22 protein-coding genes are annotated in these 23,863 nt (G+C 68.1%); 16 read left to right on the top strand and 6 right to left on the bottom strand.

Features of this window, described 5'->3' with window-relative positions; genetic code table 11:
- Window positions 1-114: 114 nt before the first annotated feature.
- The 6 genes from AC50X6_RS09020 to AC50X6_RS09045 all read left to right on the top strand — a co-directional run bounded on the left by AC50X6_RS09020 (window position 115) and on the right by AC50X6_RS09045 (window position 4,358).
- Window positions 115-1,356, top strand: coding sequence for a TadA family conjugal transfer-associated ATPase (locus AC50X6_RS09020; protein ID WP_494966003.1), 1,242 nt, complete (start codon window positions 115-117; stop codon window positions 1,354-1,356).
- Window positions 1,353-2,192 (top strand): hypothetical protein, encoded by an 840-nt coding sequence (locus tag AC50X6_RS09025; protein WP_494965889.1) that lies wholly within the window; start codon window positions 1,353-1,355, stop codon window positions 2,190-2,192. Before AC50X6_RS09020 ends, AC50X6_RS09025 begins: the two co-directional genes overlap by 4 nt.
- Window positions 2,189-2,797, top strand: a complete 609-nt coding sequence (locus AC50X6_RS09030) for a type II secretion system F family protein (RefSeq protein WP_494965890.1) — start codon at window positions 2,189-2,191, stop codon at window positions 2,795-2,797. Before AC50X6_RS09025 ends, AC50X6_RS09030 begins: the two co-directional genes overlap by 4 nt.
- 132 nt (window positions 2,798-2,929) lie before the next feature.
- The gene (locus tag AC50X6_RS09035; protein ID WP_494965891.1) at window positions 2,930-3,322 is read left to right on the top strand and encodes a DUF4244 domain-containing protein; all 393 of its coding nucleotides are present in this window, start codon (window positions 2,930-2,932) and stop codon (window positions 3,320-3,322) included.
- A 245-nt stretch (window positions 3,323-3,567) separates the two neighbouring features.
- Window positions 3,568-3,987, top strand: a complete 420-nt coding sequence (locus tag AC50X6_RS09040) for a TadE family type IV pilus minor pilin (protein WP_494965892.1) — start codon at window positions 3,568-3,570, stop codon at window positions 3,985-3,987.
- Window positions 3,984-4,358 (top strand): Rv3654c family TadE-like protein, encoded by a 375-nt coding sequence (locus tag AC50X6_RS09045; RefSeq protein WP_494965893.1) that lies wholly within the window; start codon window positions 3,984-3,986, stop codon window positions 4,356-4,358. Before AC50X6_RS09040 ends, AC50X6_RS09045 begins: the two co-directional genes overlap by 4 nt.
- Before the next feature lie 55 nt (window positions 4,359-4,413).
- Here the strand turns inward: AC50X6_RS09045 and AC50X6_RS09050 are convergent, their stop codons facing one another.
- Window positions 4,414-6,813, bottom strand: a complete 2,400-nt coding sequence (locus AC50X6_RS09050; protein ID WP_494965894.1) for a DEAD/DEAH box helicase — start codon at window positions 6,811-6,813, stop codon at window positions 4,414-4,416.
- Between the two features lie 49 nt (window positions 6,814-6,862).
- On the bottom strand, window positions 6,863-7,555 hold the full coding sequence (locus AC50X6_RS09055) for a GNAT family N-acetyltransferase (RefSeq protein WP_494965895.1): 693 nt from the start codon (window positions 7,553-7,555) through the stop codon (window positions 6,863-6,865).
- Window positions 7,556-7,708: 153 nt separating this feature from the next.
- Here AC50X6_RS09055 and trhO point away from each other — a divergent pair, with 153 nt between their 5' ends.
- On the top strand, window positions 7,709-8,602 hold the full coding sequence (gene trhO, locus AC50X6_RS09060) for an oxygen-dependent tRNA uridine(34) hydroxylase TrhO (RefSeq protein WP_494965896.1): 894 nt from the start codon (window positions 7,709-7,711) through the stop codon (window positions 8,600-8,602).
- A gap of 172 nt (window positions 8,603-8,774) precedes the next feature.
- Here trhO and AC50X6_RS09065 read toward each other — a convergent pair whose 3' ends face one another.
- Together AC50X6_RS09065 and AC50X6_RS09070 are read right to left on the bottom strand one after the other, a co-directional pair.
- A complete protein-coding gene (locus AC50X6_RS09065; protein WP_494965897.1) occupies window positions 8,775-9,320 on the bottom strand; it encodes a DUF6023 family protein in 546 nt (181 codons plus the stop codon).
- Window positions 9,321-9,476: 156 nt separating this feature from the next.
- On the bottom strand, window positions 9,477-9,938 hold the full coding sequence (locus AC50X6_RS09070; RefSeq protein WP_494965898.1) for a DUF6023 family protein: 462 nt from the start codon (window positions 9,936-9,938) through the stop codon (window positions 9,477-9,479).
- Window positions 9,939-10,073: 135 nt separating this feature from the next.
- Between AC50X6_RS09070 and AC50X6_RS09075 the strand changes: the two genes are divergently transcribed.
- From AC50X6_RS09075 to proC, 7 genes are all read left to right on the top strand, one after another.
- A complete protein-coding gene (locus tag AC50X6_RS09075) occupies window positions 10,074-10,844 on the top strand; it encodes a MerR family transcriptional regulator (protein WP_494965899.1) in 771 nt (256 codons plus the stop codon).
- A 10-nt stretch (window positions 10,845-10,854) separates the two neighbouring features.
- Window positions 10,855-12,492 (top strand): DUF7059 domain-containing protein, encoded by a 1,638-nt coding sequence (locus tag AC50X6_RS09080; protein ID WP_494965900.1) that lies wholly within the window; start codon window positions 10,855-10,857, stop codon window positions 12,490-12,492.
- Window positions 12,493-12,673: 181 nt separating this feature from the next.
- Entirely contained in the window at window positions 12,674-13,447 is a 774-nt protein-coding gene (locus tag AC50X6_RS09085; protein WP_494965901.1) for an ArsR/SmtB family transcription factor, read from the top strand.
- A gap of 161 nt (window positions 13,448-13,608) precedes the next feature.
- On the top strand, window positions 13,609-16,347 hold the full coding sequence (topA, locus tag AC50X6_RS09090) for a type I DNA topoisomerase (RefSeq protein WP_494965902.1): 2,739 nt from the start codon (window positions 13,609-13,611) through the stop codon (window positions 16,345-16,347).
- A 48-nt stretch (window positions 16,348-16,395) separates the two neighbouring features.
- Complete coding sequence (locus AC50X6_RS09095) at window positions 16,396-16,848, top strand: SseB family protein (RefSeq protein ID WP_494965903.1); 453 nt, start codon at window positions 16,396-16,398, stop codon at window positions 16,846-16,848.
- A 39-nt stretch (window positions 16,849-16,887) separates the two neighbouring features.
- The gene (locus tag AC50X6_RS09100; protein WP_494965904.1) at window positions 16,888-17,979 is read left to right on the top strand and encodes a Ppx/GppA phosphatase family protein; all 1,092 of its coding nucleotides are present in this window, start codon (window positions 16,888-16,890) and stop codon (window positions 17,977-17,979) included.
- Between the two features lie 895 nt (window positions 17,980-18,874).
- Window positions 18,875-19,708: a pyrroline-5-carboxylate reductase gene (proC, locus tag AC50X6_RS09105; RefSeq protein WP_494965905.1), complete on the top strand. Its 834-nt coding sequence runs from the start codon at window positions 18,875-18,877 to the stop codon at window positions 19,706-19,708.
- 21 nt (window positions 19,709-19,729) lie between these two features.
- Here the strand turns inward: proC and AC50X6_RS09110 are convergent, their stop codons facing one another.
- Window positions 19,730-20,368 carry a potassium channel family protein gene (locus AC50X6_RS09110; protein WP_442784777.1) on the bottom strand — a complete coding sequence of 213 codons (639 nt, stop codon included), beginning with the start codon at window positions 20,366-20,368 and terminating at the stop codon, window positions 19,730-19,732.
- Window positions 20,369-20,408: 40 nt separating this feature from the next.
- Window positions 20,409-21,839, bottom strand: a complete 1,431-nt coding sequence (locus tag AC50X6_RS09115) for a TrkH family potassium uptake protein (protein ID WP_494965906.1) — start codon at window positions 21,837-21,839, stop codon at window positions 20,409-20,411.
- A gap of 103 nt (window positions 21,840-21,942) precedes the next feature.
- On the opposite strand from AC50X6_RS09115, the gene AC50X6_RS09120 reads away from it, so the two are divergent.
- Complete coding sequence (locus tag AC50X6_RS09120) at window positions 21,943-23,166, top strand: acetoin utilization protein AcuC (protein ID WP_494965907.1); 1,224 nt, start codon at window positions 21,943-21,945, stop codon at window positions 23,164-23,166.
- Window positions 23,167-23,240: 74 nt separating this feature from the next.
- Window positions 23,241-23,780, top strand: a complete 540-nt coding sequence (locus AC50X6_RS09125) for an ArsR/SmtB family transcription factor (protein ID WP_494965908.1) — start codon at window positions 23,241-23,243, stop codon at window positions 23,778-23,780.
- Window positions 23,781-23,863: the final 83 nt, after the last annotated feature.

The raw sequence follows: 23,863 nt of genomic DNA on the forward strand, positions 1-23,863 counted from the left end.
GGGCCGCGGCGGCCCGATTGGGCGCTTGAGGCCAGCACCGGCGTCCCGCAGTTCGGTGCGGGTGCCCGCAGCCCGGTAGATGCACGGCTGCTGGAGTCGGTCCGCGAGTCCGTGATGTCCGACGCCGGGCCCGTCACCGCGTCCCGGGTCGCCGCCGCCGTGCAATCGACTGGACGGCTTCTCGGAACGGCCGGCGCGCTGGCCGCCGTCGAGAGTATCAGTGCCGAACTGAACGGCCTGGGCCCGCTGCAGGCCCTCACCCGGGATCCCGCCGTGACGGACATCTTCGTCAACGCACCGGATGCCGTCTGGCTCGATCGCGGCAACGGCTTGGAAAGGGCACCTGTTACCTTCACCGGGGAGCCGCAGATCCGCGCCCTCGCAGCCCGGCTGGTGGCAGCCGGCGGGCGCCGCCTCGATGACGGCTCTCCGTGCGTGGATGTCAGGTTGGCAGGCGGCTACCGGATCCATGCCGTGCTGCCGCCGATCTCCACCGCGGGAACCCTCCTCAGCATCAGGATCCGGCGCGAAAAGGTGTTCTCGATGGAGGAGCTGCGGACGCTCGGTATGTTCGGCCAGCTCATCCGGCAGATACTGGAACGCCTGGTCGAGCGGCGTTTGAGCTTCCTTATCAGCGGTGCCACCGGTTCGGGCAAGACGACGCTTCTCGCCACGCTGCTTGGCCTGTGCCAGCCGGGCGAACGACTCGTCCTGATCGAAGACGCGTCCGAGCTGAACCCCGTCCACCCACATGTCGTCTCGCTGGAGTCCCGGCACGGGAACCTCGAGGGCGGGGGAGTGGTGGATCTGGGCGAGCTCGTCCGGCAGGCCTTGCGCATGCGTCCCGACCGGCTGATTGTGGGGGAGTGCCGGGGCTCGGAAGTCCGGGATCTGCTGACGGCCATGAACACCGGTCACTCCGGCGGGGGCGGGACGATCCACGCCAACACCGCAGCCGCCGTTCCCGCCCGGCTGACGGCGCTGGGGGCGCTCGCCGGCATGGCTTCGGATGCAGTGCGCCTGCAGGCGGTCAGTGCCCTGGACGCCGTGATCCACGTGGAACGGGCCGGAAACCGGCGGCACGTGGCAGCCGTTGGAGTGCTGCAGGAAAACGACGCGGGGCTGGCCGTCAGCGCAGCGTTGGACGTCCTGGCCGGCGGCATCCGCTTCGGGCCGGCGTGGCCGCAACTGGCGGACAGGCTGGGGCTGGACCCCTCTGCCGCTGCGAATGCCGCCGTGCCGGACGAAGCGCGTGCGCCGGACGTAACAGTAGTTCCGGAGGGCATAGTTTTTCCGGACGGCACAGGATCGCCTACGGGACCTCGCCGCGGCCGCCGCTCCGGGAGACCGGGGTGACGGCCGCCCTGGTCGGGGTCCTGGCTGTCGCGGTGTTCCTGGCGCTCTCACCGCCGGCGATTTCAGGCAGCCGGATCCGGGCGGCGCTTGCCGGCCCGTGCGGCTCGTCGGCGGGGACAGCGGTTTCCCGGCCCGGTCGGTGGTTCGCAGGCAGGACTCTGCCGGGGCGGATGCGCCGGGCGGAGCCACACGTGCCCATGACGGTGGTCGTCCAGCAATTAGCCGCACTTCTCAAGGGCGGCCGCATACCCTCGAGGCTGTGGGATGAGTTGTGGACCCTCTACGGATGGGATTCTTCGCCGGACACACGGATGGAGCGCAACTCCGGCCGCGGAGCCGAGCTGGCCCCGGCCTCTGTGTCCATGCTTGCCGCCGCCCGCTCGGCGGCAATGCGCGGGTCTCCCGTTGGCGCGGCTATCCGCACCGCGGGTGCCGGGCCCGGCGGAAGGGGCACGCGGAAGGTGGGTCGGGCCGGCCTCGCAGGAAACGATCGCAGGGTGTGGGCCGAACTCGCCGCATGCTTCGACATTGCCGAGGCGAGCGGCTGCCCGCTGGCGGACGTGCTGACGCGGTTCGCGGCGCAACTCGACGCCGAGGACGATGCAGAGGCCGCCCGCCAGACGGCTCTTGCCGGGCCCAGGGCGACGGTCCGGCTGCTCACCTGGTTGCCGGTCCTGGGTCTGGGACTGGGTATGTTGCTGGGCGTTGATCCTCTGCGGAGCCTGCTGGGCACCCCGCTCGGAACGGCGGCGCTCGCCGCGGGCCTTGCCCTCACCGCTGCGGGACGGATCTGGTCCGCCAGACTGGTCCGGTCGGCGGCTGGGTCGCAGCGGTGACTGCTGGCGTCGGCGGTCTCGCACTGATGGCGATTCTGCTGGCCGCAGCCGTGACTGCGTATGGCGGCCGCCGCCGGGTTCGCCGGAGACTCAACCGCCAGCTTGTGGATCGTGCTGACGCCTCAGACCCTCGAGTCTTCGGCGAGGGGTCCAAGACCGTAGTCATCGGCGACGCCGGCCTGCGCGACACGGCCATGCTCCTGGAACTGATCGGCGCCATGCTGGATGCGGGAGCGGGCATCGGCCGTTCGCTGGAATTGGTGGCTGCGCTGGCTGCACCTGAAATCGGTGTCCCGCTGAGGCCCGTCGTCTCGGCGCTAGCCATTGGCGCCGGCTGGGACACGGCCTGGCACAGCTCAAGCGTCCGCTCACCCGGACTTCTTGCCCTGCGCGACGCCGTGGGCTTTGCCGCGCTCACCGGGGCACCGTCCTCGGCCATTCTCTATGCCCAGGCTGCCCGGATACGCCGCGAACAGTTCAGGGCTGCCGAGAAACAGGCGGCAGCCCTGGGCGTGAAACTGGTCGTCCCGCTGGGTCTTTGTTCTTTGCCGGCCTTCGTGTGCCTCGGCGTTGTGCCCGTGCTGCTGGCGATGCTGCCGTCGTAGGCCGGAATAACGTTGAAGCCAGAGCCGCCGCCACGCATCCCGCCGCCATATCCCGCCCGGACGCCGCCACCTGGACTCGCTCGCGCCAGTCCAAACCACTCCTCCACAAGACGTGCGTCCACCACCCCGCCATTGAGGTGGTTATCCACTTGGCCCGGATCGGCACTTACCCGCCGGTGCCCGAGCCGGAAGAGTCGAAGCAACCGGCGGTTCCGCCGGGGATCCAAGAAAGGAAAGCACATGCCGATCAACCAGGATGTCTCCGCCCGCAGCCGCACCGCCGCTGCCGAAACAGGAGCCGCCGAGGTGCGTGAGATCTATCCGGGCGCCAGCGCCGCGGGGCCGGTCCCGGCTGGCCGGCCCGGAAAGCTCTTTGGTTCCGAGACCGGGATGGCAACAGCCGAATACGCGATCGCCACCTTGGCAGCGGTGAGCTTTGCGGGGATTCTCGTGTTCATCATGCGCAGTGACGAAGTCCGCGGGTTCCTGCTGAATCTCATCCGCACGGCGCTCGCCTTGCCATGAGCTGCAGGTGGCAGGACCGGGAGGAAGTACCGTCGGACGATCCCCGGCCCCCGGGGCTCCTCGGATGTGCGGTCCCCACCGGGCTCTGGGCGTGTGGCCGAACATCCGGGCGCCTGGCCATGGGTGGCCATGCCCCACCTCGAAGGACCCCGGGACGGCGGGCATGCCGCGGGGCAGCGGCGATGCCTCCGGCCGGCCGCGTCTCGTGGCGGTCGTGCTCGGGCGGCGGTAGATGCCGCGGCGCGGTGACGGCCGAGTTCGCCGTGGCACTGCCGGCCGTGCTGCTCCTGCTCGCCCTGCTGTTGGCCGGTTCGGCCGCGGGAGTGACACAGCTGCGGCTCGAGGAAGCGGCACGGGCCGGCGCGCGTGCACTGGCCCGCGGTGAGGATGCCGCGGCCGTGGACGCCATCGTCCGCCGTCTTGCCGGCGATTCGGCAGCTTCAGCCGTGGCATTCGAGGGTGAATGGCTCAGTGTTACGGTTTCCGGCCGCGTTTCCGGAACTGTCGGTTCGCTACTGCCGTGGACCCTCTCGGCCCGGGCCTGGGCCCGGGGCGAACCGTCCGAGCCTTTCGCCGCGGCCCCTGTTGACGACACCGCGCAGGACACCGCGGACGATACTGCGCACGACACTGTGCATGCGCAGCCAAGAAGGCGGGCTGCGTGAACTGGCAGAGACGTCCGGGCACAACCCGCGGGCAGCCGCAGCGCGGCTCCGGGACAGTGCTGGCGCTCGGACTGGGGCTGGTGGTCATCATGGCGTCAGCCCTGATCGTTTTGCTGGCGCAATCGGCGGCAATGGCATCCCGGGCAGCGGCTGCCGCCGATCTGGCGGCACTGGCGGCCGCGGATGCCGCACGCGGAATCACGCCGGGCGAGCCCTGCGCCGTCGCCGGGGAGGTGGCGGGCCGGAACAACGCCGCAGTCCTCAGCTGTTTCGAAGGGGCCGGGGGAACGGTGCAGGTCCGCACCGAACTCCAGGCCAGAACGTTCCTGGGTGCGGCCACCGGACAAGCCAGAGCCGGGCCGCCGCCGTAGTCTGCATCGATCGTGTTCCGGCCGCGTTGCACGGCGGTGACGGGGAGCAGCCCGCTCAGCGGGGGCGGCCCGCCGGCTGCACCGCAGCGGCCTGGTCCGGCTGCCCGGCCCGCATCTGGTCTGTGGCGTCCTGAAGCAGCACATCGATCAACGTGACGGCGGCGTCCTTGTCGAGGGGGTTGTTCTTGTTCCCGCACTTGGGCGACTGCACGCAGGAGGGGCAGCCGGACTCGCATTCGCAGGCCTTTATCGCATCGCGAGTGGCGGACAGCCACACCCGGGCCTTGTCGTAGCCGCGCTCGGCGAAGCCGGCACCGCCGGGATGTCCGTCGTACACAAAGATGGTGGGCACACCGGTGTCGGCGTGGATGGCCGTTGATACCCCGCCGATGTCCCAGCGGTCGCTGGAGGCTACCAGCGGAAGGAGCCCGATAGCCGCGTGTTCGGCGGCGTGCAGGGCGCCGGGGAACTGTGCCTCGATAAGCCCGGCGCCGGTCAGCGAGCGGTTGTCCATGACAAACCACACGGCCTTGGTGAACAGGTCCCTGGCGCCCAGCTGCAGGGGCTCTTCACCGAGGATCTCATTCGAGATCAGTGCCTTGCGCTGGAAGGAGACCACCTGCGTGGTCACCAGCACGTCCCCGAAATGCACGGCCACGTCGCCCCACTGCGTGGTGCGCTGTGTTTCGAGGACCTCGATCTGGGTCACGTCCCGCGCCGTGGTGTAGTAGTCCGGGTTCGCCCGGCGCACGATCACGCAGTGGTCATCCTCGTTCAGCTCCTCCACAACATAGCTCTCGCCCTGGTGGACATAAACGGCACCGGTGTGGGCCTGGTAGTGCGTCTGCGGGGAATCCATCGTCCCGAGCAGGGAACCGGTATCGGCGTCGACGATGCTTACCGGGCCGCCGCCGTCGGCCCTCAGGTTCACCATGGCTGCCGCGCTCTGCGGATGGGTCCAGAACCATCCGGCGGGGCGCCGGCGCAGGTACCCCTGGGCCACCAGCTGGTCAAGGAGCCCCTCGGCTGTCCCGCCGAAGAGGTCCAGTTCGGCGTACCCCAGCGGCAGCTCGGCGGCGGCGGCGCACAGGTGCGGCCCCAGGACATAGGGGTTGGAGGGATCGAAGACCGTTGCCTCGACCGACACATCAAAGATCGCCTCGGGGTGGTTCACCAGATAGGTGTCCAGCGGGTCATCGCTCGCCACGAACGCCGCGATGGCGTCCTGCCCGGCGCGGCCCGCCCGGCCGATCTGCTGGAACAACGACGCGCGCGTACCCGGCCAGCCGGCGACCAGCACCGCGTCGAGCCCGGAAATGTCGATGCCGAGTTCCAGGGCCGAGGTGCTGGAGACGCCCAGCAGCTCGCCGGAGCGGAGGGATTTCTCCAGGGCCCGCCGTTCCTCCGGCAGGTAGCCCGAGCGGTAGGCCGCCACCCTCTGCGGCAGGCTTGGATCCACCTCGTCCAGGAGGCGTTTCGTGATCGACGCGATGGTCTCGGCGCCGCGCCGGGACTTGATGAAGGCAATGGTCCGGACCCGGGAGGACACCAGGTTGGCCAGCAGATCCGCGGTTTCAGCCACAGCGGATCGGCGTTCCTTCGCGCCGTTCTCGCCGCGGAGCTCGGTCAGGGCCGGCTCCCAGAACGCCACCGTGGTGGAGCCGTGCGGCGAGGTATCCTCGGAGACGGCCCGCACCGGCGCCCCGATAAGCCGGCCGAAGGAGGTCCCGGGCTCGGAGGCCGTTGCGGAGGCCGCGATGAACACAGGCCCGGACCCGCCGGGGTTGTAATAGGCGCAGATGCGGCGCAGCCGGCGCATCAGGTTGGCCACGTGCGATCCGAAAACGCCGCGGTAGCTGTGGGCCTCGTCGACGATCACATAGCGAAGCCGGCGGAAGAACCGCGCCCACCAGGGATGGTTCGGGAGTATTCCGAAGTGCAGCATGTCCGGATTGGCCAGGATGAAATTCGCGTGGTCCCTGATCCATCGCCGGGAGGCGGGATCGGTATCCCCGTCGTAGGTCTCGGCCCGGACGGTCGGGAGCCCCAGCGCCCGGAGGGCGGCCAGCTGGTCGGCGGCGAGGGCCTTCGTCGGGGACAGGTAGAGGGTGACGGCGCCGTCGTCGTGGATCTTGCCGGGATCGGCGAGGACCCGCAGCTCTGACCGGTGGATCGCGTCCAGCGCCGGCAGCTGGTAGGCGAGCGATTTTCCGGAAGCGGTGCCGGTGGCTATGACCACGTGCCCGCCGGCGTGGGCCAGCTCGGCGGCCTGGATCTGGTGGCGGTACGGCTCGTGGATCCCCAAGGCTCCGTAGGCGGTGACCAGATCCGGGTGGGCCCACGCTGGCCAGGCCGCATGGACGGCCTGACGGGCGGGGATGGTGCGCACATGACGGAGCTGTTCCGGGTTCTGGCCACGGCCCAGCAACGGAATCAGGGACTCATGTGGGTTCACTTGTACATTCTTTCACCCCGGCTGCAATCGCCCGGGCGAGGTGCAACCCTTACCCGACCGACAGGTCTGCGCCCTCATCCGAGGCGGAGAGCATCAGGACGTGGCACACCGTGCGCCAGCCGAGGTGTGAATACAGCTTCTGGCCGTCGAGCGAGGCGAGCAGCAGTCCGGTTTCGACATCGTGCTCGAATGCCTGGGCGGCGAGAGCCCGCATGATGAAGCTGCCGAGCCCGCGGCGCTGGTAGCCGGGCCCGGTGACGATCTTGTCGAAAATCGCCGCGTGGTCCACCACCAGGACGCGTCCGCTTGCGGCCTCCTCCTCGCCGGCGTAGACCACTGCATGGTGCACGCCGTCCGCTTTTGACGGCACCCACGTGAGGTCGTCATCCGGAAGCCAGGGGTCCTCGGAATCCTGGGTCTCCATGTCAACGATCATCATTGTCTGGGAGGCCGAGGTGACATTGAGACCGTGTTCCTGTGCCAGGAAGGTGTACCGCGCTGCATCGTTGGTGAGGATGGTCAGGATCCGGGCGGGAACTTCGGCCGTCGCCGAGGCCAGCGCCGCGAACTCCGCTGCGGAGGGATCATGAGCGAAGAATTCCCACTCGTGGGTGGTGTCCGCACGCAGGGCGGCAGGGAAGCGGCCCTCTCTGCGGGTCTCATAGCCCCGGCAACCGGCCCAGCCGGTGACCCAGATTTCCAGCAGGTGGGTGGTGTCTTCAACCATGGCGTCCAGACTCATGAGATGAGCGTATTCCAGCCCCGCCGCAAGCAACAGGGGCCGGGTCGGGGAACCGGGCCTGCGTAGGCAATTGTGACCGCGGCGGCGGCCGCGGTTGGAGCCGGGTCTCCGGTTGTTGCCGGCCGGTACCCATAAACCGGTACCCTTAAGTACGTGGCTTTGAACCGAATTGTGCTCTTTTACGGGTTTACCCCGCTGCCGGATCCGGACGCCGTCCGGCTCTGGCAGCGCGCCCTGTGCGAGAAACTCGGACTGACCGGGCGCATCATCATCTCCAAGGACGGCATCAACGCGACTGTCGGCGGCGGGCTGAACGCGGTCAAGCAGTATGTGAAGACCACCCGCGAATACAAGGGCTTCCACGGCATCGACGTCAAGTGGTCCGACGGCGGGGCTGAGGACTTCCCGCGGCTGAGCGTAAAGGTGCGGGACGAGATCGTTTCCTTTGGCGCCCCGGGCGAGCTCAAGGTCGATGCCAACGGCGTGGTGGGCGGCGGCGTACACCTCGCGCCAGAGGAACTGCACGAACTTGTGGCGGCCAGGAAGGACGCCGGCGACGAGGTGGTGTTTTTCGACGGGCGCAACGGCTTTGAGGCCCGGATCGGCAAGTTCAAGGAAGCTATTGTCCCGGACGTCGCCACCACGCATGACTTCATCAAGGAACTCGACTCCGGCAAGTACGACACGCTCAAGAACAAGCCGATCGTCACCTACTGCACCGGCGGCATCCGTTGCGAGGTGCTTTCCAGCCTGATGGTGAACCGCGGCTTCAGAGAGGTCTACCAGCTCGACGGCGGGATCGTCCGCTACGGTGAGGCCTTCAAGGACCAGGGTCTCTGGGAGGGCTCCCTCTATGTTTTCGACAAGCGCATGCACCTCGAATTCAGCGAGGACGCCACGACCATCGGCGAATGCGTCCGCTGCTCCGCGCCCACGAGCAAATTCGAGAACTGCTCCAACCAGGCCTGCCGGACCCTCACCCTCTACTGCTCCGGGTGTGCCGCCAACCCGGAGACGCTGCGTTGCCCGGAAGGCTGCGCCGCCTGATTTCCCGGGGACCCCGGGCCCGCGCAATTTCCTGCGGACCCAGGGCCCGCGCAATTTCCTGCGGACCCAGGGCCCGCGCAATTTCCTGCGGACCCAGGGCCCGCGCAACTTCCCGCGGACCCTGGACCCGCGCACAGGCGCCGTTCACACCTGGATCCCAGCCGGACCTGCGTCAGATCCGGCTTACGCGGTAGGCGAAGTTTGCGGCCGCGTCCGCATCGACCGTGACGGTGAGGATGGCGTCGGCGGACAGATGTACCACATTTACCCGTGAGGTCCCGCACCGCAGGCTCAGGTCCACCAGATCGTCGTCACCCTTGCCGACGCTGAACGAAACACGCTTCGTGCTCCGGCAAGCGAGGGTCAGCGCGTAGCTTCCTTTGGGCAACAGGGTGGTATTTTGCCGGTGTTCCTCGTCGGCTTCCAGGGAGCCGTGGCCGGTCTGGAAGACCTGGCCCTTAGCGTCGGGCAACACTTGCGCAACCCACACGTCCAGTTCCGCCCCGGTGACAGGCTGGTTCAGCCCGGGGTCCCGTGGAAGGGCCGCATTCGTGAACGCAGTGGCCGACGGTAAGGAGGCACCTTCTTTCGAGAGGCCTTCGTCGTATTCGTACGCGCAACCGGCCAGTCCTGCGCCAAGGGTCAGCACAGAACAGACTAGGACGGCGGTTGCCGCGATGCGCGTCCGCGGTCCCCGCGTTGCCGACGCAAGGGGCATACCCTGACTTTAGGCCCGTCGGGAATAGAACACCAGAGCCTGGCGGCACTGCCGGCGGGCAGGGAGCGGGCCCCATGGCCGTCCCGCCGCGAGATCCACGGGCGCCAGGCCGACGTCGTCCGCATAACCGCATCCGGCCGGTGGCAAAGCCGGCTGTTACGCCGCGGGCGCGAGGTGGTAGCCGTAAATGAGCGGCGCGTCCACGCTTGTCGCGCTGATCTCTACCGTGCCTGCGTCGGGCACCCTGATGCGGGCTGTTTCGCGGCTTCCGTTGCAGGCTGCCCCCGCTTCCGCCAGCCTGGTGCCGTTGAGGGAAACGCTGAAGAAGGCCTTGCCGCCGCCGTCGCAGCTCATGGTCAGCGTATAACTGCCGGCCTGCACTCCCGAGGCGGCCCTCACGATCGGATCGCGGGTGAGGATTTTGCCCGCGTCCTCCAGCACAATCCTGTCGGCCGGCGGCAGCGCGGTGGCCTTCCATGACGGAACATCGGCGGATTCGATGGAACCGGGTTGGGAGCACGCCGACCCGGCCAGGACGACGGCGGCGCAGGCGGCCGCGCCGGCGAATCTCAGCCGAAGCGCCGGCGCGCCCGACGGGCGAGGGGAACGGAAAGCCATTCCTCCAACCTACCGCGTGGGAACGGTGCCCTGGCCCGGCCCCGCGCCGCGGATCCGGCCTTGACCTTGATGCGACGTCAAGCTCTAGAGTCGGAGGACAGGTCCTACGAACACGGGAGCCAGGAGGAGGGCCGCATGGACTGGTCTGTGCAACAGATCGCAAAGCTCGCCGGCGCCACCAGCCGGACCCTGCGTCACTACGACCACATCGGGTTGCTCAGCCCCAGCCGCACCGGAGACAACGGCTACCGGTACTACGACCAGACGGCGCTCGTCCGGCTGCAGCGCATCGTGCTCCTGCGCGGGCTCGGGCTTGGGCTGCCTGCGGTCGCCGAAGTACTCGGTAATGAGCCGGACGCGGAGAAGGCACTGGGCCGCCATCTGGAATGGCTGCGCCAGGAACAGGACCGGCTGGCCCGGCAAATTGCCTCGGTCCAGCACACCATCGAAGCAGTGAAAGAAGGAGGAGGGATCATGGCGGAGAAGATGTTCGACGGCTTTGACCACACCCGGTACAAGGACGAGGTGGAGGATCGCTGGGGTGAGGACACGTATGCCACGTCCGACGCCTGGTGGCGCGGAATGGGTGCGGCCGGGAAGGATGCGTGGAAGCAGCGTTCCCAGCAACTGGGCAACGACTGGATCGCGGCGGCGCAATCGGGCGCCGCTCCGGACAGCGAGGCGGCCAAGTACCTGGCTCGTCGCCACGTCGAATGGCTCACCGGCATTCCCGGGACGCCCGCGACGGGGCCCGGCGCAGGCAGCAACAAAGAGGTGAAGGGCTACGTGACCGGACTCGGCGAGATGTACGCAGCCGATCCCCGCTTCGCCGCGAACTACGGCGGTGACGCCGGGGCAGCCTTCGTCCGCGACGCGCTGCGGGTCTACGCCGAGAAGCACCTCTAAACTTGACGGGGTGACTCCCTCAACGCAATTCACGGCCGGCAACACCCCCGACGCGCCCCGCAGTGACCTCAACGGGCCGCTTGCAGCGCTCGCCGCCGACCTGCGGACCATCGGCTACACGGTCGACGGCGTGGCGGAACTGCTCGGTCCGGCCGCGCACGCCGCTCTCAGCCGGGACCAGCTCGTCCCCGCCCTCATCGTCACCGAACGCGCCCGCCAGGGCGGGCCGACGACGGCGGCGCTCGCCGCCGTCGTCCGCCTGTGGCTGCTGGCGGAACCGCAGCGCACCGAAACCCTCGACGCCGCCCTGCCGGGCATCCGCACGGACGGCCTGGCCAAGCTGGGCCTCGTGGAACCTTCCCCGACGGGCCTGATCCAGGCAAAGGTGGACCTGCGGCCGTACGGCTGGGACCCGACCGTCGGGGACGACGGAGCCGGCAGTGGCGGGGCGGACCTGTGGGTGGCCAGCGACCTTGCCGCCCACCAGAGCCCCGGTGTACTGCGCCACGACCACGTGCTGGGGATCGGTCAGGCGTCCACCACCCTGGTGCAGGTCACCGCGCGCCGGCATGTGGCCCGCGCCCTGGACCTCGGTACCGGCTGCGGGATCCAGACGTTCCACCTGCTGCACCATGCGGACCATGTGACGGCCACCGACATCTCCGAACGCGCGCTGGCCTTCACCCGCTTCAACTTGGCTCTCAACGCCGAAGCACTGCATTTGGACCCCGCGGACCTGGAGAGCCGGGTCAGCCTGCGTCTGGGCTCCCTGCTCGAACCCGTCGCGGGCGAGGAGTTCGAACTGGTGGTCTCCAATCCGCCGTTCGTCATCACGCCCCGCAGCGTCGGGGAGGCTGCGGCGGACCAGTTCACCTACCGCGACGGCGGACTCCCGGGGGACGAGATCGTTGCCGCGCTCGTCTCGGCGCTGCCCTCGGTGCTCGCTCCGGCCGGGACAGCCCAGCTTTTGGGTAACTGGGAGATTCCGGCGGGGGTTGCCTGGGCTGAACGGCCGCAAAGCTGGGCCGGTCCGGGCATGGACGTGTGGTTTATCCAGCGCGAGCAGGTGGGCCCGGAGCAATACGCCGAGACCTGGCTGCAGGACGCCTCAGAGTCCCGCGACGGCCGGCTGTACCAGGACTCGTATGCCGCGTATCTGGATGACTTTGCCTCGCGGAATGTGGCGTGGATCGGCTTTGGGATGATCTGGCTGCGGCGTCCGGCGGGAGGCTCGACGCCGGTGATGTCCCGCTTTGAGGAGATCACCTATCCGATCGAGCAGCCCGCGGGCCCGCACCTGGGCGCCGCCGTCGAGCGCGCCGACTGGCTGGCGGCCCACGATGTGGCCGCAGCGCACCTGCTGGTCGCCGAGGACGTCACCGAGGAACGGCACCAGCGGCCCGGCGCCGAACACCCCGGCGTTATCCTGCTGCGTCAGGGTGCCGGCCTGCGCCGCACCAACCTGTTGAGCACCGAGCTGGCCGGCTTCGTTTCAGCGTGCGACGGCGATCTCTCCGTCGGTCAGATCATCGGCGCCCTCGAGGCTTTGCTGGGCGGGTATGAGGGGTTCGACGCCGGGGCCTTCCGCGGCGGGCTGCTCGCCGAGGTGGCGAACCTGCTGCGGGACGGCTTCCTGCTGCCCGCTTGACACGTCCGGCACGGACGGGCCGGCTAACGTCTCCTGCCCGCCTGACACCTTCGGGGCGGCCGCCGGGGGATCCGGCCGGCAAGTTCCGACGTACCTCATTCGCCGGCGGCGAAGTGCTCCCCTGCAGGGGAGGTGTCAAGCGTTTCTTTCATAGTTTGACGGTGCTCGGTAGACTTGAGGGGTGAATGCAGAAACCCCAGCGGCGGAGTCGCCGGTGCCGTCGGCCGCCGGACGCCGGCCGCGCCCGGAAAAGAAAGTGAAAATCACCGATCCGAAGGCGATCCGGGCTTTGGCCCACGCCGCCCGGCTGGAAGTCATTTCCGAACTGTATGCCACCCAGGCGAGCCGGACGGCCACCGAACTGGCCGCCCAGACGGGCCTCACGCCAAGCGCTATGAGCTACCACCTGCGCGCCCTGCAAAAATGGGGCATCGTGGTGCCGGCCGCCACCGCCGGCGACGCCCGCGAACGCCGCTGGCAGGCCGCCGGCACCGACTTCACCATCAACTCCGGCGGGGGAGTGGCGAGCCCCGAGTTCGCCGTGCTCGACTTGGAGCTCGACGCCTACCGCCGCCGCGTCAATGCCTACGCTAAGACCCGGGACGAGCGCCGCCGGCGCGGCGAACCCGCGGACAGCCCCTCGTCCGTGGTGCTGGCCAGCAACCTTCTGTACCTGACGCCGGCCCAGCGGGCCGAGCTGACCGAGAAACTTTTCGACCTGCTGAAGGACTACGAGCTTGAAGACCCGGACCGGATTCCGGCAGGCACCCAGCGCATGGCGACGATGTGGTCGATGATTCCGGATGACCGCGGCCCGGCGGCCGCACCGGCGCCCGGCCCGGCGGCCGCAACGGCTGCCGGAACGGCCGCCGCGGGCCCTGCCGGAACGGCCACCGCGAGCCCCGCCGGAACGGCCACCGCGGGCCCCGCCGGAACGGCTGCCGGACCTGCCTGAGGCTGGTTCTCGCGGTGCCGGGACGGGCCGCTTCATTGCGTCCGGAAGCCGGGGCCGGAGACCTGCGTTTTCTACCTGAATGCGCGGGAACCCGTAAAAATATGGTGAACTAGGCGGGTATGGGCGCATCTGCCCGAGCAACCTTTTTCTGTAGGAGCACCGTGCCAAGCAAGGCCAAAACCGGTAAGAAACTCGTGATCGTGGAGTCTCCCGCCAAGAGCAAGACCATCGCCAAGTACCTCGGCGAAGGCTTCATCGTCGAGGCCTCCATTGGTCACATCCGTGACCTCCCGCAGCCTTCAGAGCTCCCCGCGGATCTGAAGAAGACCTCGGTGGGCAAGTTCGCCGTCGACATCGACAATGACTTCAAGCCCTATTACGTGGTGTCCCCGGACAAGAAGAAAAAGGTCGCCGAGCTCAAGGCCCAGCTCAAAGACGCTGACGCTCTCTACCTCGCAACCGATGGGGACCGCGAAGGCGAGGCCATCGCGTGGCACCTGCTGGAAGTGCTCAAGCCCAAGGTTCCGGTCTATCGGATGACCTTCGGTGAAATTACCAAGGAAGCCATCCACCGCGCCATGGAGAACCTGCGCGATGTGGACCAGGACCTGGTGGACGCCCAGGAAACCCGCCGCGTGCTGGACCGCCTCTACGGCTACGAGATCTCCCCGGTGCTGTGGCGCAAGGTGGCGCGCGGGCTGTCCGCCGGGCGTGTGCAGTCGGTGGTGACCCGCATGGTGGTGGACCGCGAGCGGGAGCGGATGGCCTTCCGGGCCGCCTCCTACTGGGACCTGACCGGCCAGTTCGGCGCCGGGTCCGGCTCGTTCAAGGCCAAACTGGCCATGGTCGACGGCGCGAGGGTAGCGAGCGGCCGCGACTTCAGCGACGGCGGCGAGCTCACCTCACGCAACGTCGTGCACCTCAACGAGGACCTCGCCACGTCCCTCTCAGCGGGCCTGCAGGACGCCGATTTCCGTGTCCGCTCCGTCGACACCAAGCCCTACACCCGCCGCCCCACCGCCCCGTTCACCACCTCCACGCTGCAGCAGGAGGCCGGCCGCAAGCTCCGCTTCTCCTCGAAGAGCACCATGCAGGTGGCCCAGCGCCTGTACGAAAACGGCTACATCACCTATATGCGTACGGACTCCTCCGCGCTGAGCAACGAGGCCATCACGGCCGCGCGGCGCCAGGCGTCCGAGCTGTACGGCCCGGAGTACGTGCCCCAGTCACCGCGGGTGTACAGCGGCAAAGCAGCGAACGCGCAGGAGGCCCACGAGGCCATCCGCCCCGCCGGTGACTCCTTCCGTACCCCGGCCCAGGTGGCCAAGCAGCTCTCCGGCGACGAATTCCGGCTCTACGAGCTCATCTGGAAGCGCACCGTCGCCTCGCAGATGGCCGACGCCAAGGGCTCCACCGCCACGATCCGCCTCGGCGCCATGACTGTAGGCGGCGCCGCGGACCGCAGGGACGCCGAATTCTCCGCCTCCGGCACCGTCATCACCTTCCCCGGCTTCCTTGCCGCCTACGAAGAAGGCAAGGACGAGAGCCGCGGCGACGACGAATCCGAGGAAGCGCGCCGGCTGCCGAATGTGGCCAAGGGCGACGCGCTGACCGCCTCGGAGATTGCAGCCGTCGGACACGAGACCTCGCCGCCGCCGCGGTTTACGGAAGCCTCACTGACCGCCGAGCTGGAAAAGAAGGGCATCGGACGGCCGTCCACCTACGCCTCCACCATCTCCACGATCCAGGACCGCGGCTACGTCCGGAAGCAGGGCTCCGCCCTGGTCCCCAGCTGGATCGCGTTCTCCGTGGTCCGGCTGCTCGAACAGCACTTCCACGACTATGTGGACTACGAGTTCACGGCCGATATGGAAGCGGACCTGGACAAGATCGCCAACGGCCAGGCCACGGGCACCACCTGGCTCAAGCACTTCTACTTCGGCGAAGATTCCGATCCCGGGCTGCTCAGCATCGTCAACAACCTTGGCGAGATCGACGCCCGCGACATCAACTCCATTCCGATCACCGAGGGCATCACCCTGCGCGTGGGCAAGTTCGGCCCGTATCTGGAAAGCTCCGTCCCCACGGTGGATCCGAAGACCGGTGAAGTGGTGGAGGCCGCCCGCGCCAACGTCCCGGAGGATCTGGCCCCGGACGAGCTGACGGCCGCCAAGGCGATCGAGCTGATGGAAACCGCGGCCCCCGAGGAGCGTGTGCTCGGCGCGGATCCCCACACCGGGCATACCGTCGTGGCCAAGAACGGCCGCTACGGTGCCTACGTCACCGAGGTCATCCCCGAGATGACCGAAGAGCAGATCGCCAACCAGCCGGTGGAGTACTACAAGAACGGCAAGCCGAAGCCGCCGAAGAAGCCCGTCAAGGCCAAGCCGCGCACCGGATCCCTGTTCGCCTCCATGAGCGTGGACGCCGTCACCCTGGACGAGGCACTGCAGCTCATGAGCCTGCCCCGGGTGCTCGGTCAGGATTCCGAGGGCAATCCGATCACAGTCCAGAACGGCCGCTTCGGCCCGTACCTGAAGAAGGGCACGGACTCACGGTCCATCGGCTCGGAAGAGGAAATCTTCACGATCACGATGGAGGCGGCACAGGAGATCTACTCCCAGCCCAAGCAGCGCGGGGGACGCGCCGCCGTACCGCCGCTGGCGGAGTTCGGCCCGGACCCGGTCTCGGAGAAGAACATCGTGGTGAAGGAAGGCCGCTTCGGCCCGTACATCACCGACGGCATCACCAACATCACCGTCCCGCGCACCACCGAAGTCGAGGAACTCACGCGGGAACGCGCCGTCGAACTCCTTGCGGAGAAGCGCGCCAAGGGGCCGGTCAAGCGGACGACGGCGGCCCGCAAGGCGCCCGTTCGCAAGGCCGCCGCAAAGAAGTAGGGGGTGCTGCCGTTTGCGGTGCCGCACGCAACGTGATCGAGTAGGAGCATGACTGAACAGCCCGATCATCTGGACCTGCAGCCGCTGAACGACCTCGAGGAGGAGCTCGCCCGGGGGGAGCAGCCGGACGCCAACCCGGTTGACGTCATCCTCGCCTTCCTCAACAACGAGGTTTACATCGTCAGTTCCGATGCGCTCGAGGGTCCCGATGCCCAGATCGAGCCGCTGGTGCTCGCAAATTCCTCCGGCAACCCTGTCCTGGCCGTGTTCTCCCACCCGAGCCGCGTCACCGAGCAGTATCTGGCTGCCGCCCCCAATGTGCTGGGCACCCAGGGTTCCGCAGTCCTCGGCAATCTCGGGGAGGAACTCGGCATGGTCATCAATCCCGGTGCCGCCTTCGGCTTCGAGATCGATCCGGAAGGCGTGGCCAGCATCCGCCGCGACTTCAAGCCGAGCGAAGATCCGGCGGATGCTTCCGGGGATGACGTCGACCCGGCCTAGCAGTTAGGCCAGCCGCTGCCGCGGGGGAATAATGGCACCATGCGTCTAGGCGTCCTCGACATCGGCTCCAATACTGTTCACCTCCTGCTGGTGGACGCCCACCCCGGCGCGCGCCCGGTGCCATTCGCGTCGCACAAGCGGCCGCTGTCCCTCGTGCATTTCCTCGAGAGCGACGGCAGTATCAATGACGCCGGCCAGCATGAGCTGGTCGAATTTGTTCTTGAAGCCCGGGAATTCGCAGCGAGACACAAGGCCGACGACCTCCTGGCGTTCTGTACCTCGGCCCTCCGCGAGGCCACCAACGGACCCGCCGTACTGGCCCGCGTCAAGCAGGAAACCACGGTCACGCTCCGGGAACTCACCGGCAGCGAAGAAGCCTCCATGACCTTCTTCGCCGTGCGCCGCTGGTACGGCTGGGGAGCCGGGGCCATCCTGAACCTGGACATCGGCGGCGGATCCTTCGAGATGGCCTACGGCGAGGACGAACTCCCCGAACTGGCGACGTCCGTCCCGCTCGGGGCGAGCCGGCTCACCCGCGACTGGCTGGCCGAGGACCCGCCCTCGGCCAAGAGCGTCAAGGAGCTGCGCCGTTACATCCGGGCCACACTCAAGCCGGTGGCGCGGGACTTTGAGAAGCTGGGCAGGGCGAACCATGTGGCGGGCACCTCTAAAACGTTCCGCTCGCTGGCCCGGATCGCCGGGGCCGCGCCGAGCGGCGCCGGCCCCTATGTCAAGCGCGAACTTTTCGCAGCCGACGTGGGGCTCTGGGCCCAGCGCATCTCGGCAATGGAGGTGGAGGACAGGCTGCACCTTCCCGGTGTCTCTGAAGCCCGCGCCGCCCAACTGCTGGCCGGGGCCCTGGTGGCCGAAGCAGCACTGGAGCTTTTCGAGTTCCCCAGCATGGAGATCTGCCCCTGGGCGCTGCGTGAAGGTCTCATTCTCCGGCGCCTGGACCAGCTCGTCTTCGAGGGCCCGCTGGAGCCCGTGCTGCACGTCGTTCAGGGGCCTCCGGCCGAGCTTCCGGCGCCGGAAGTTCAGCCACCGGTAGCTCAGCCGCCGGTCGCGGCAACTATGAACGCGGCAACTATAAACGCGGCAACTATGGACGTGGCAACACCGGACGCGGGCTAGTTATCATTTTCGTTCGTTCGTCGGGTGTCAGACGGAGCCTGGACTTTCTCGCGCCGCGGGACATGCGCATTTTTCGCACCCGGGACCGGACACAATGGCCCTATGTCCATCCGCAGCCTCCGGCTCGGGGCATGTCCCTTTGAGCGAGTGCCCAGTCCTGCGGGACATGCCCATTCTTCGCACCCGGGACTGGGCATAATGACACTATGTCCACCCGCTGGCGCCGGCGCGGGGCATGTCCCTTTGAGCGAGTGTCCAGTCCTGCGGGACATGCCCATTCTTCGCACCCGGGACTGGGCATAATGACACTATGTCCATCCGCTGGCGCCGGCGCGGGGCATGTCCCAGAGTTCGGCGACTGCGCCAGGCCCCTGACCAACTGACGAGAATGCCCACTAGCACCGGACGCGGGATAAAAAGAAAGCGCCGGGCGGCTTCGCAGAAGGAGCTGGGGGAACTCTTCTGTAGCCACCCGGCGCCACGCCGGTCCCGGAGGGCCGACTATCATCACTCGCACCTTGGTTGAGGCACTCTTCATGGTAGGCGCCGACCTTGGGTGTTTCAGCAGAATTGTCTGTGCGGTGGCTGGAAAAGCGCTGGGGCGGGCGCACGGCCACCCGGCCGCTCCGCATGCAACTCCAAAAACAGCCACGGCCACCGGGCCGCCCCGCAGCTTCGCGGGCCGCCCTTAAACAGCGACGGCACCGGCCGTCCGCTGCGGGAAAATGGGGGAAAACCCGCTGCAGACCACCGGCGCCGGGCGGACATCCGCATGTCCGCCGTATCACTCGCACCCTCAATGAGGCACTCACCACACTAGTTCCGCAGATTGTGAACAGGCTGCGCCGAGCATGTGCGCTGGCTGGGAATCGGGCCGGGCTGCAATGATGGGGGCATGAGTATTCGAATCGCATTCCTGGGCTGTGGGTCAATGAACGAGGCAATTATGGGTGGCCTGATCGAGGGCGGCACCGCACCGGCGGACATCGTGGCCACGGTCCGCCGCGCCGAACGGGCCGCCGAACTCGCCGAACGGCACCACGGCATCACGGCCATCGCCGGCGAGGAAGAGCCCGAGAACAACAAACAGGCAGCCACCGGCTCCGGCGTCGTTATCCTGGGAGTCAAGCCCGTGGGCACCGCGGACCTGGCCCGGGAAATCGGTGGTTCGCTGGCGCCGGACACGATCGTTATCAGCGTCGCCGCCGCCGTCTCGATCGAGCAGCTGGAAGCGGCGCTCCCGGCCGGCCAGCCCGTGATCCGAACCATGCCCAACACACCTGCGAAGCTGGGCCGCGGCGTCGTCTCCGTGTCGCCCGGGACCAGCTGCTCCGCCCAGCAGCTCCAGCTGGCCAAAGACCTCCTCTCCGCGGTCGGAACCGTCGTCGAGATCCCCGAAGAGCAGGTGGACGCGCTGTCCGCGATCAGCGGGTCGGGCCCGGCGTACGCGTTCTATCTGGCCGAAGCGATGGCCGCGGCCGGCGTCGAACTGGGGCTCGACCCGGAGCTGTCGCTGCTGCTGGCGCGTGAAACGGTCGCCGGGGCCGGCTTTATGCTGGCCGAGCCGGGCGCGGATCCCACGGCGCTGCGCAAGGCGGTCACCAGCCCGAAGGGCACCACCGAACGGGCCATCGCCACCTTCGACGAGCGGGGACTGCCGGCGATCATCGCCGCGGGCGCCCGTGCTGCGGCCGCCCGCGCCGGGGAGATCACGACGCAGCTCGCCTAGCCTCCGGTGGGCGGGTGGGTGTTACGGCCGGGCGGCGAACCGCTCCAGCAGGTCCACGTGCCCGGACACGATGAGCATGTCCCGTGAGGACACCTTGGTCTCCGGCCGGGCGTAGGTGAAGTCCTCGCCCGGGGATTTCACGCCCACAATCGTGACGCCGTACTTGGATCGGACCTTGGATTCGTCCAGGGTGAAGCCCACAGTTTCGCGCGGCGGGTACATTTTTACGATCGCGAAGTCGTCGTCGAACTCGATGAAGTCCAGCATGCGGCCGGAGACCAGGTGGGCGGCCCGGACCCCGGCGTCGGCCTCCGGGTAGATCACATGGTTGGCGCCGATCCGGGTCAGGATCTTACCGTGCGAGGGCGTGATGGCCTTGACCCAGAGGTGCTCGATCCCAAGATCCACAAGATTGACCGTGATCAGCACCGAGGACTCGATCGAGGTGCCCACGCCCACCACCGCGGAGCTGAACTCCTGCGCGCCAAGCTGGCGGAGCGCATCGATGTTGGTGGCGTCGGCCTCCACGACGTGGGTCAGGATGTTGGACCACTTCTGCACCAGGGTCCGGTCGCGTTCGATGGCCAGCACCTCTCGGCCCTGCTTAACGAGCTGTTCGGCCGTGGATGCGCCGAAGCGGCCCAGCCCGATCACCAGCACGGGGGCGTTGTGGGCGGGGCGGTTGACGGCGCCTGAGGAACTAGCCAATGATCGGTCTCTCTTCCGGGTAGTGGTACAGCTGGCTGCGCTGGCGCAGGGCCAGGGCGGCGGCGAGGGTGACGGTCCCTACACGGCCGGCAAACATAAGGGCGGCGAGGACGTAAACGCCCGACGGCGGCAGCTCGGCACTGAGGTTCGTGCTGAGCCCCACCGTGGCGAACGCGGAAATGGTTTCAAACAGCACCCGGTCCAGCGACGCCCCGCTGATGTGCAGCAGCAGCATGGCCGACACAGCGACGAGGGTGGCGCCGGCGACGATGACCGAGATGGCCACCCGCATGGTGCCCTCGGGGATGGTGCGGCCGTAGACCTTGACATCGGAGTCACCGCGGGCCTCGGCCGCGATCGCCAGGAACATCACAGCGATAGTGGTGACCTTGATGCCGCCCGCCGTCGATGCCGAACCGCCACCGGCGAACATGAGGGCGTCGGTCAGCAGCATGGTGGTGGAGTCCATCTGGTTCTGGTCCACCAGGTTGAAACCGCCGGAGCGGGTCATCACCGACGCGAAGAGCGAATGGATGACCTTGTCGGCGTCGTTCATGCCGCCGATGGTCCGAACGTTCTCCCACTCCATCAGCCCCCACAGCAGCGTCCCGGCCACCAACAGGATCAGCGAGACCTGGATGGTCAGCTTGGTATGCAGGTTCCACTTTTTCCAGTTCAAGCCGCTCTGCTGCAGCACCATCACCACGGGGAATCCCAGGCTGCCCAGAAAGACGCCCAGCATCAGCGGGACAAGAATCCACAAATCGGTCTCGTACGGGACGATGCCGTCCGAGTGCGGCGTGAAACCGGCGTTGTTGAACGCGGAAATCGCATAGAACACGCCGTGCCAGACGGACTGGCCGAAGCTTTCGCCCAGCGTCAGGAACCGCGGGATCAGCGCCAGCGCCAGGGCGGCCTCGATGACAATGGAGGTCACGATAACGATCCGCAACAGGGTGCCGACCTCGCCCAGGCGGCCGGCGTTCATGGCCTCCTGGGCGATCAGTTTGCCGCGGACACCGAGTTTCTTGCTGACCATGAGGGCCAGCAGGGAGGCCAGCGTCAGGGTGCCCAATCCGCCCACGAAGATGCCGATCAGGATGATGAGCTGGCCGAAGAAGGACCAGTGCACGGCGGTGGAGACCACGGTCAGGCCGGTGACGCAGACGGCGGACACCGCGGTGAACAGGGCCTGGTGCAAGGGAGTGGGATCCCCCGTGGCGGAGGATACCGGCAGCGAGAGCAGAGCGGTGAAGACCAGGATCACCACCCCGAAGGCGGTCAGGGCGAGGCGGGCCGGGGAGGTGTTGGCGATATTGTCGATGAAGTCGCGCAGGCGGGTGAAGATCCACAGGCCTTCCCGCTCCGGAGTGCCGGGGTGCCAGCTTGCCGGGCTCTTGGACCTCGGCTGGCTTTGCGTCATGTGTGGCTTATCCTCGCTTGAAACTGCTTCCCTGAGTAGTAAACCACTAAACCCCGCTCAATGACCGGGGAGCGGGGCGCAACGCTCGGGTAGCCTGTGATTGATGACATACCTGCCCGGGCTCGCCGCGACCGCACTGCCAACCACCGTGGTGTGGGACCCAGCCATGACCGCCTACAACTTCGGCCACAGCCACCCGATGGCGCCAGAGCGGATGGAACTCACCGAACGGCTGGCCCGCAGCCTGGGGCTGCTGGACCTGGACCATGTCTCCGTGGCGGCACCGGACGTGGCCAGCGACGCCGAGCTGTGCACCGTTCACAGCCCGGAATTCGTCGCCGCCGTCCGGCGCGTCAGCGCTGACCCGGAGACCCCGGACGAAGCGCGGGGGCTGGGCACCGAGGACGATCCGGCGTTTGCCGGCATGCACGAAGCCAGCGCCCGGCTGGCCGGCGGCTCCCTGCTGGCCGCCGCGGCGATCCTGGACGGCAGCGCGGTCCGTGCGGTGAACTTCGGCGGGGGCATGCACCACGCGGCGCGCGAACGCGCCAGCGGCTTCTGCATCTACAACGACGCCGCCCTTGCGATCCAGCGGCTGCTCGACGGCGGCATGCAGCGCGTCGTGTACATCGACATCGACGCCCACCACGGCGACGGTACCCAGAGCATCTTCTGGGACGATCCGCGGGTGCTGACCATTTCCCTGCACGAATCCGGGCTGACCCTGTTCCCGGGCACGGGCTACGCCAATGAAATCGGCGGCCCGGACGCCCAGGGCAGCGCCGTCAACGTGGCACTGCCGGCCGGCACGGGCGACGCCGGCTGGCTCCGGGCCTTCCACGCCGTGGTGCCGCAGCTCGTGGGCGCCTTCGAACCCGAGGTCATCGTCAGCCAACACGGCTGCGACTCCCACCGGCTGGATCCGCTGACCCACCTCAACATCAGCGTCGACGGCCAGCGCGAGGCCGCCACCACCATCGGCAACCTCGCCGCCCGCTACTGCGACAACCGCTGGATCTCCACCGGCGGTGGCGGCTACAACGTCATCACGGTCGTGCCGCGGTCCTGGAGCCACCTGATCGGGATCGCGGCCGGCCGTCCCGTCCCGCTCCGCGCCCCCGTCCCGGCGGACTGGCGCACCTATGTGAAGGACAAGTACGGGGCCAAGTACGGTGTGGAACCGCCCGAACTGATGGGCGACGGCGTCGACCTCTGGTGGCGCTCCTGGGAAGTAGGCTTCGACCCCAACGACAAAGTTGACCGCACCGTGATGGCCACCCGCAAGGAAGTCTTCCCGCTGTACGGCCTGGACCCCTGGTTTGACTAGCCCCTGGTTTGGCTAGCGCCGCCGAGGCGCAATTAGTGGATGCCATCCGGCGTATATGTCGCTAGTGTGGAGGCATGGTGACAGATGACGTATTTGCCGTCATTGCTGAGGCAACCCGGCGTGACATTCTGGTATCCCTCCGCAAGGGGGACAAAGCGGTGGGGGAGCTGGTCCAGGAGCTCGAAGCAAGCCAGCCCACCATTTCCAAGCATCTGAAGGTCCTCCGCGAAGCGGACCTCGTCAGCATGCGCGCGCAGGGACAGAGGCGCTACTACACGCTGAACTCCAAGCCCCTTGCCGGCATCGCCGACTGGCTGGAGACGTTCGACGTCGGGCCGGCCGCCGCCGCAACCGCCCCCGCCCGGATCCCGGACACCCGGCCCCGGCCGGCCCCGGGGACCCTGGCCGAGGCTGCCGCCGCCCAGGCTTCACAGCCGGCCGCGGCGCTGGCCGGGCGTGCAATGGGCGGCCAGCTGAGCCCCGCCGTCGTGATCCCTGTCGGTACGGGCGGCGAGGACAAGATGCCGCAACAGATCGGCCGCACGGTGGGCCGCGCCGCCACCAAGGCCGCGGACCTGCTGGCAAACCTGCCCAAATTCGGCCGCAGGAAATAGCCCAATTAACTAGCAGCAGGGGCCGTTCTGAGCGCCCGTTCTGGGCGGCCAAAACGGCCCCTGCTGCTAGTCACTTGGGTGGG

This window comes from Pseudarthrobacter sp. HLT1-7, from assembly GCF_059383435.1.

What these genes read in the sequence shown, in the direction of transcription:
- AC50X6_RS09070 (WP_494965898.1), bottom strand. Translation starts at nt 9,938, where the DNA reads ATGGCTTTCCGTTCCCCTCGCCCGTCGGGCGCGCCGGCGCTTCGGCTG.
- AC50X6_RS09120 (WP_494965907.1), top strand. Translation starts at nt 21,943, where the DNA reads ATGACATACCTGCCCGGGCTCGCCGCGACCGCACTGCCAACCACCGTG.
- AC50X6_RS09075 (WP_494965899.1), top strand. Translation starts at nt 10,074, where the DNA reads ATGGACTGGTCTGTGCAACAGATCGCAAAGCTCGCCGGCGCCACCAGC.
- AC50X6_RS09095 (WP_494965903.1), top strand. Translation starts at nt 16,396, where the DNA reads ATGACTGAACAGCCCGATCATCTGGACCTGCAGCCGCTGAACGACCTC.
- proC (WP_494965905.1), top strand. Translation starts at nt 18,875, where the DNA reads ATGAGTATTCGAATCGCATTCCTGGGCTGTGGGTCAATGAACGAGGCA.
- AC50X6_RS09100 (WP_494965904.1), top strand. Translation starts at nt 16,888, where the DNA reads ATGCGTCTAGGCGTCCTCGACATCGGCTCCAATACTGTTCACCTCCTG.
- AC50X6_RS09115 (WP_494965906.1), bottom strand. Translation starts at nt 21,839, where the DNA reads ATGACGCAAAGCCAGCCGAGGTCCAAGAGCCCGGCAAGCTGGCACCCC.
- AC50X6_RS09125 (WP_494965908.1), top strand. Translation starts at nt 23,241, where the DNA reads ATGGTGACAGATGACGTATTTGCCGTCATTGCTGAGGCAACCCGGCGT.
- AC50X6_RS09055 (WP_494965895.1), bottom strand. Translation starts at nt 7,555, where the DNA reads ATGAGTCTGGACGCCATGGTTGAAGACACCACCCACCTGCTGGAAATC.
- AC50X6_RS09020 (WP_494966003.1), top strand. Translation starts at nt 115, where the DNA reads ATGTCCGACGCCGGGCCCGTCACCGCGTCCCGGGTCGCCGCCGCCGTG.
- AC50X6_RS09065 (WP_494965897.1), bottom strand. Translation starts at nt 9,320, where the DNA reads ATGCCCCTTGCGTCGGCAACGCGGGGACCGCGGACGCGCATCGCGGCA.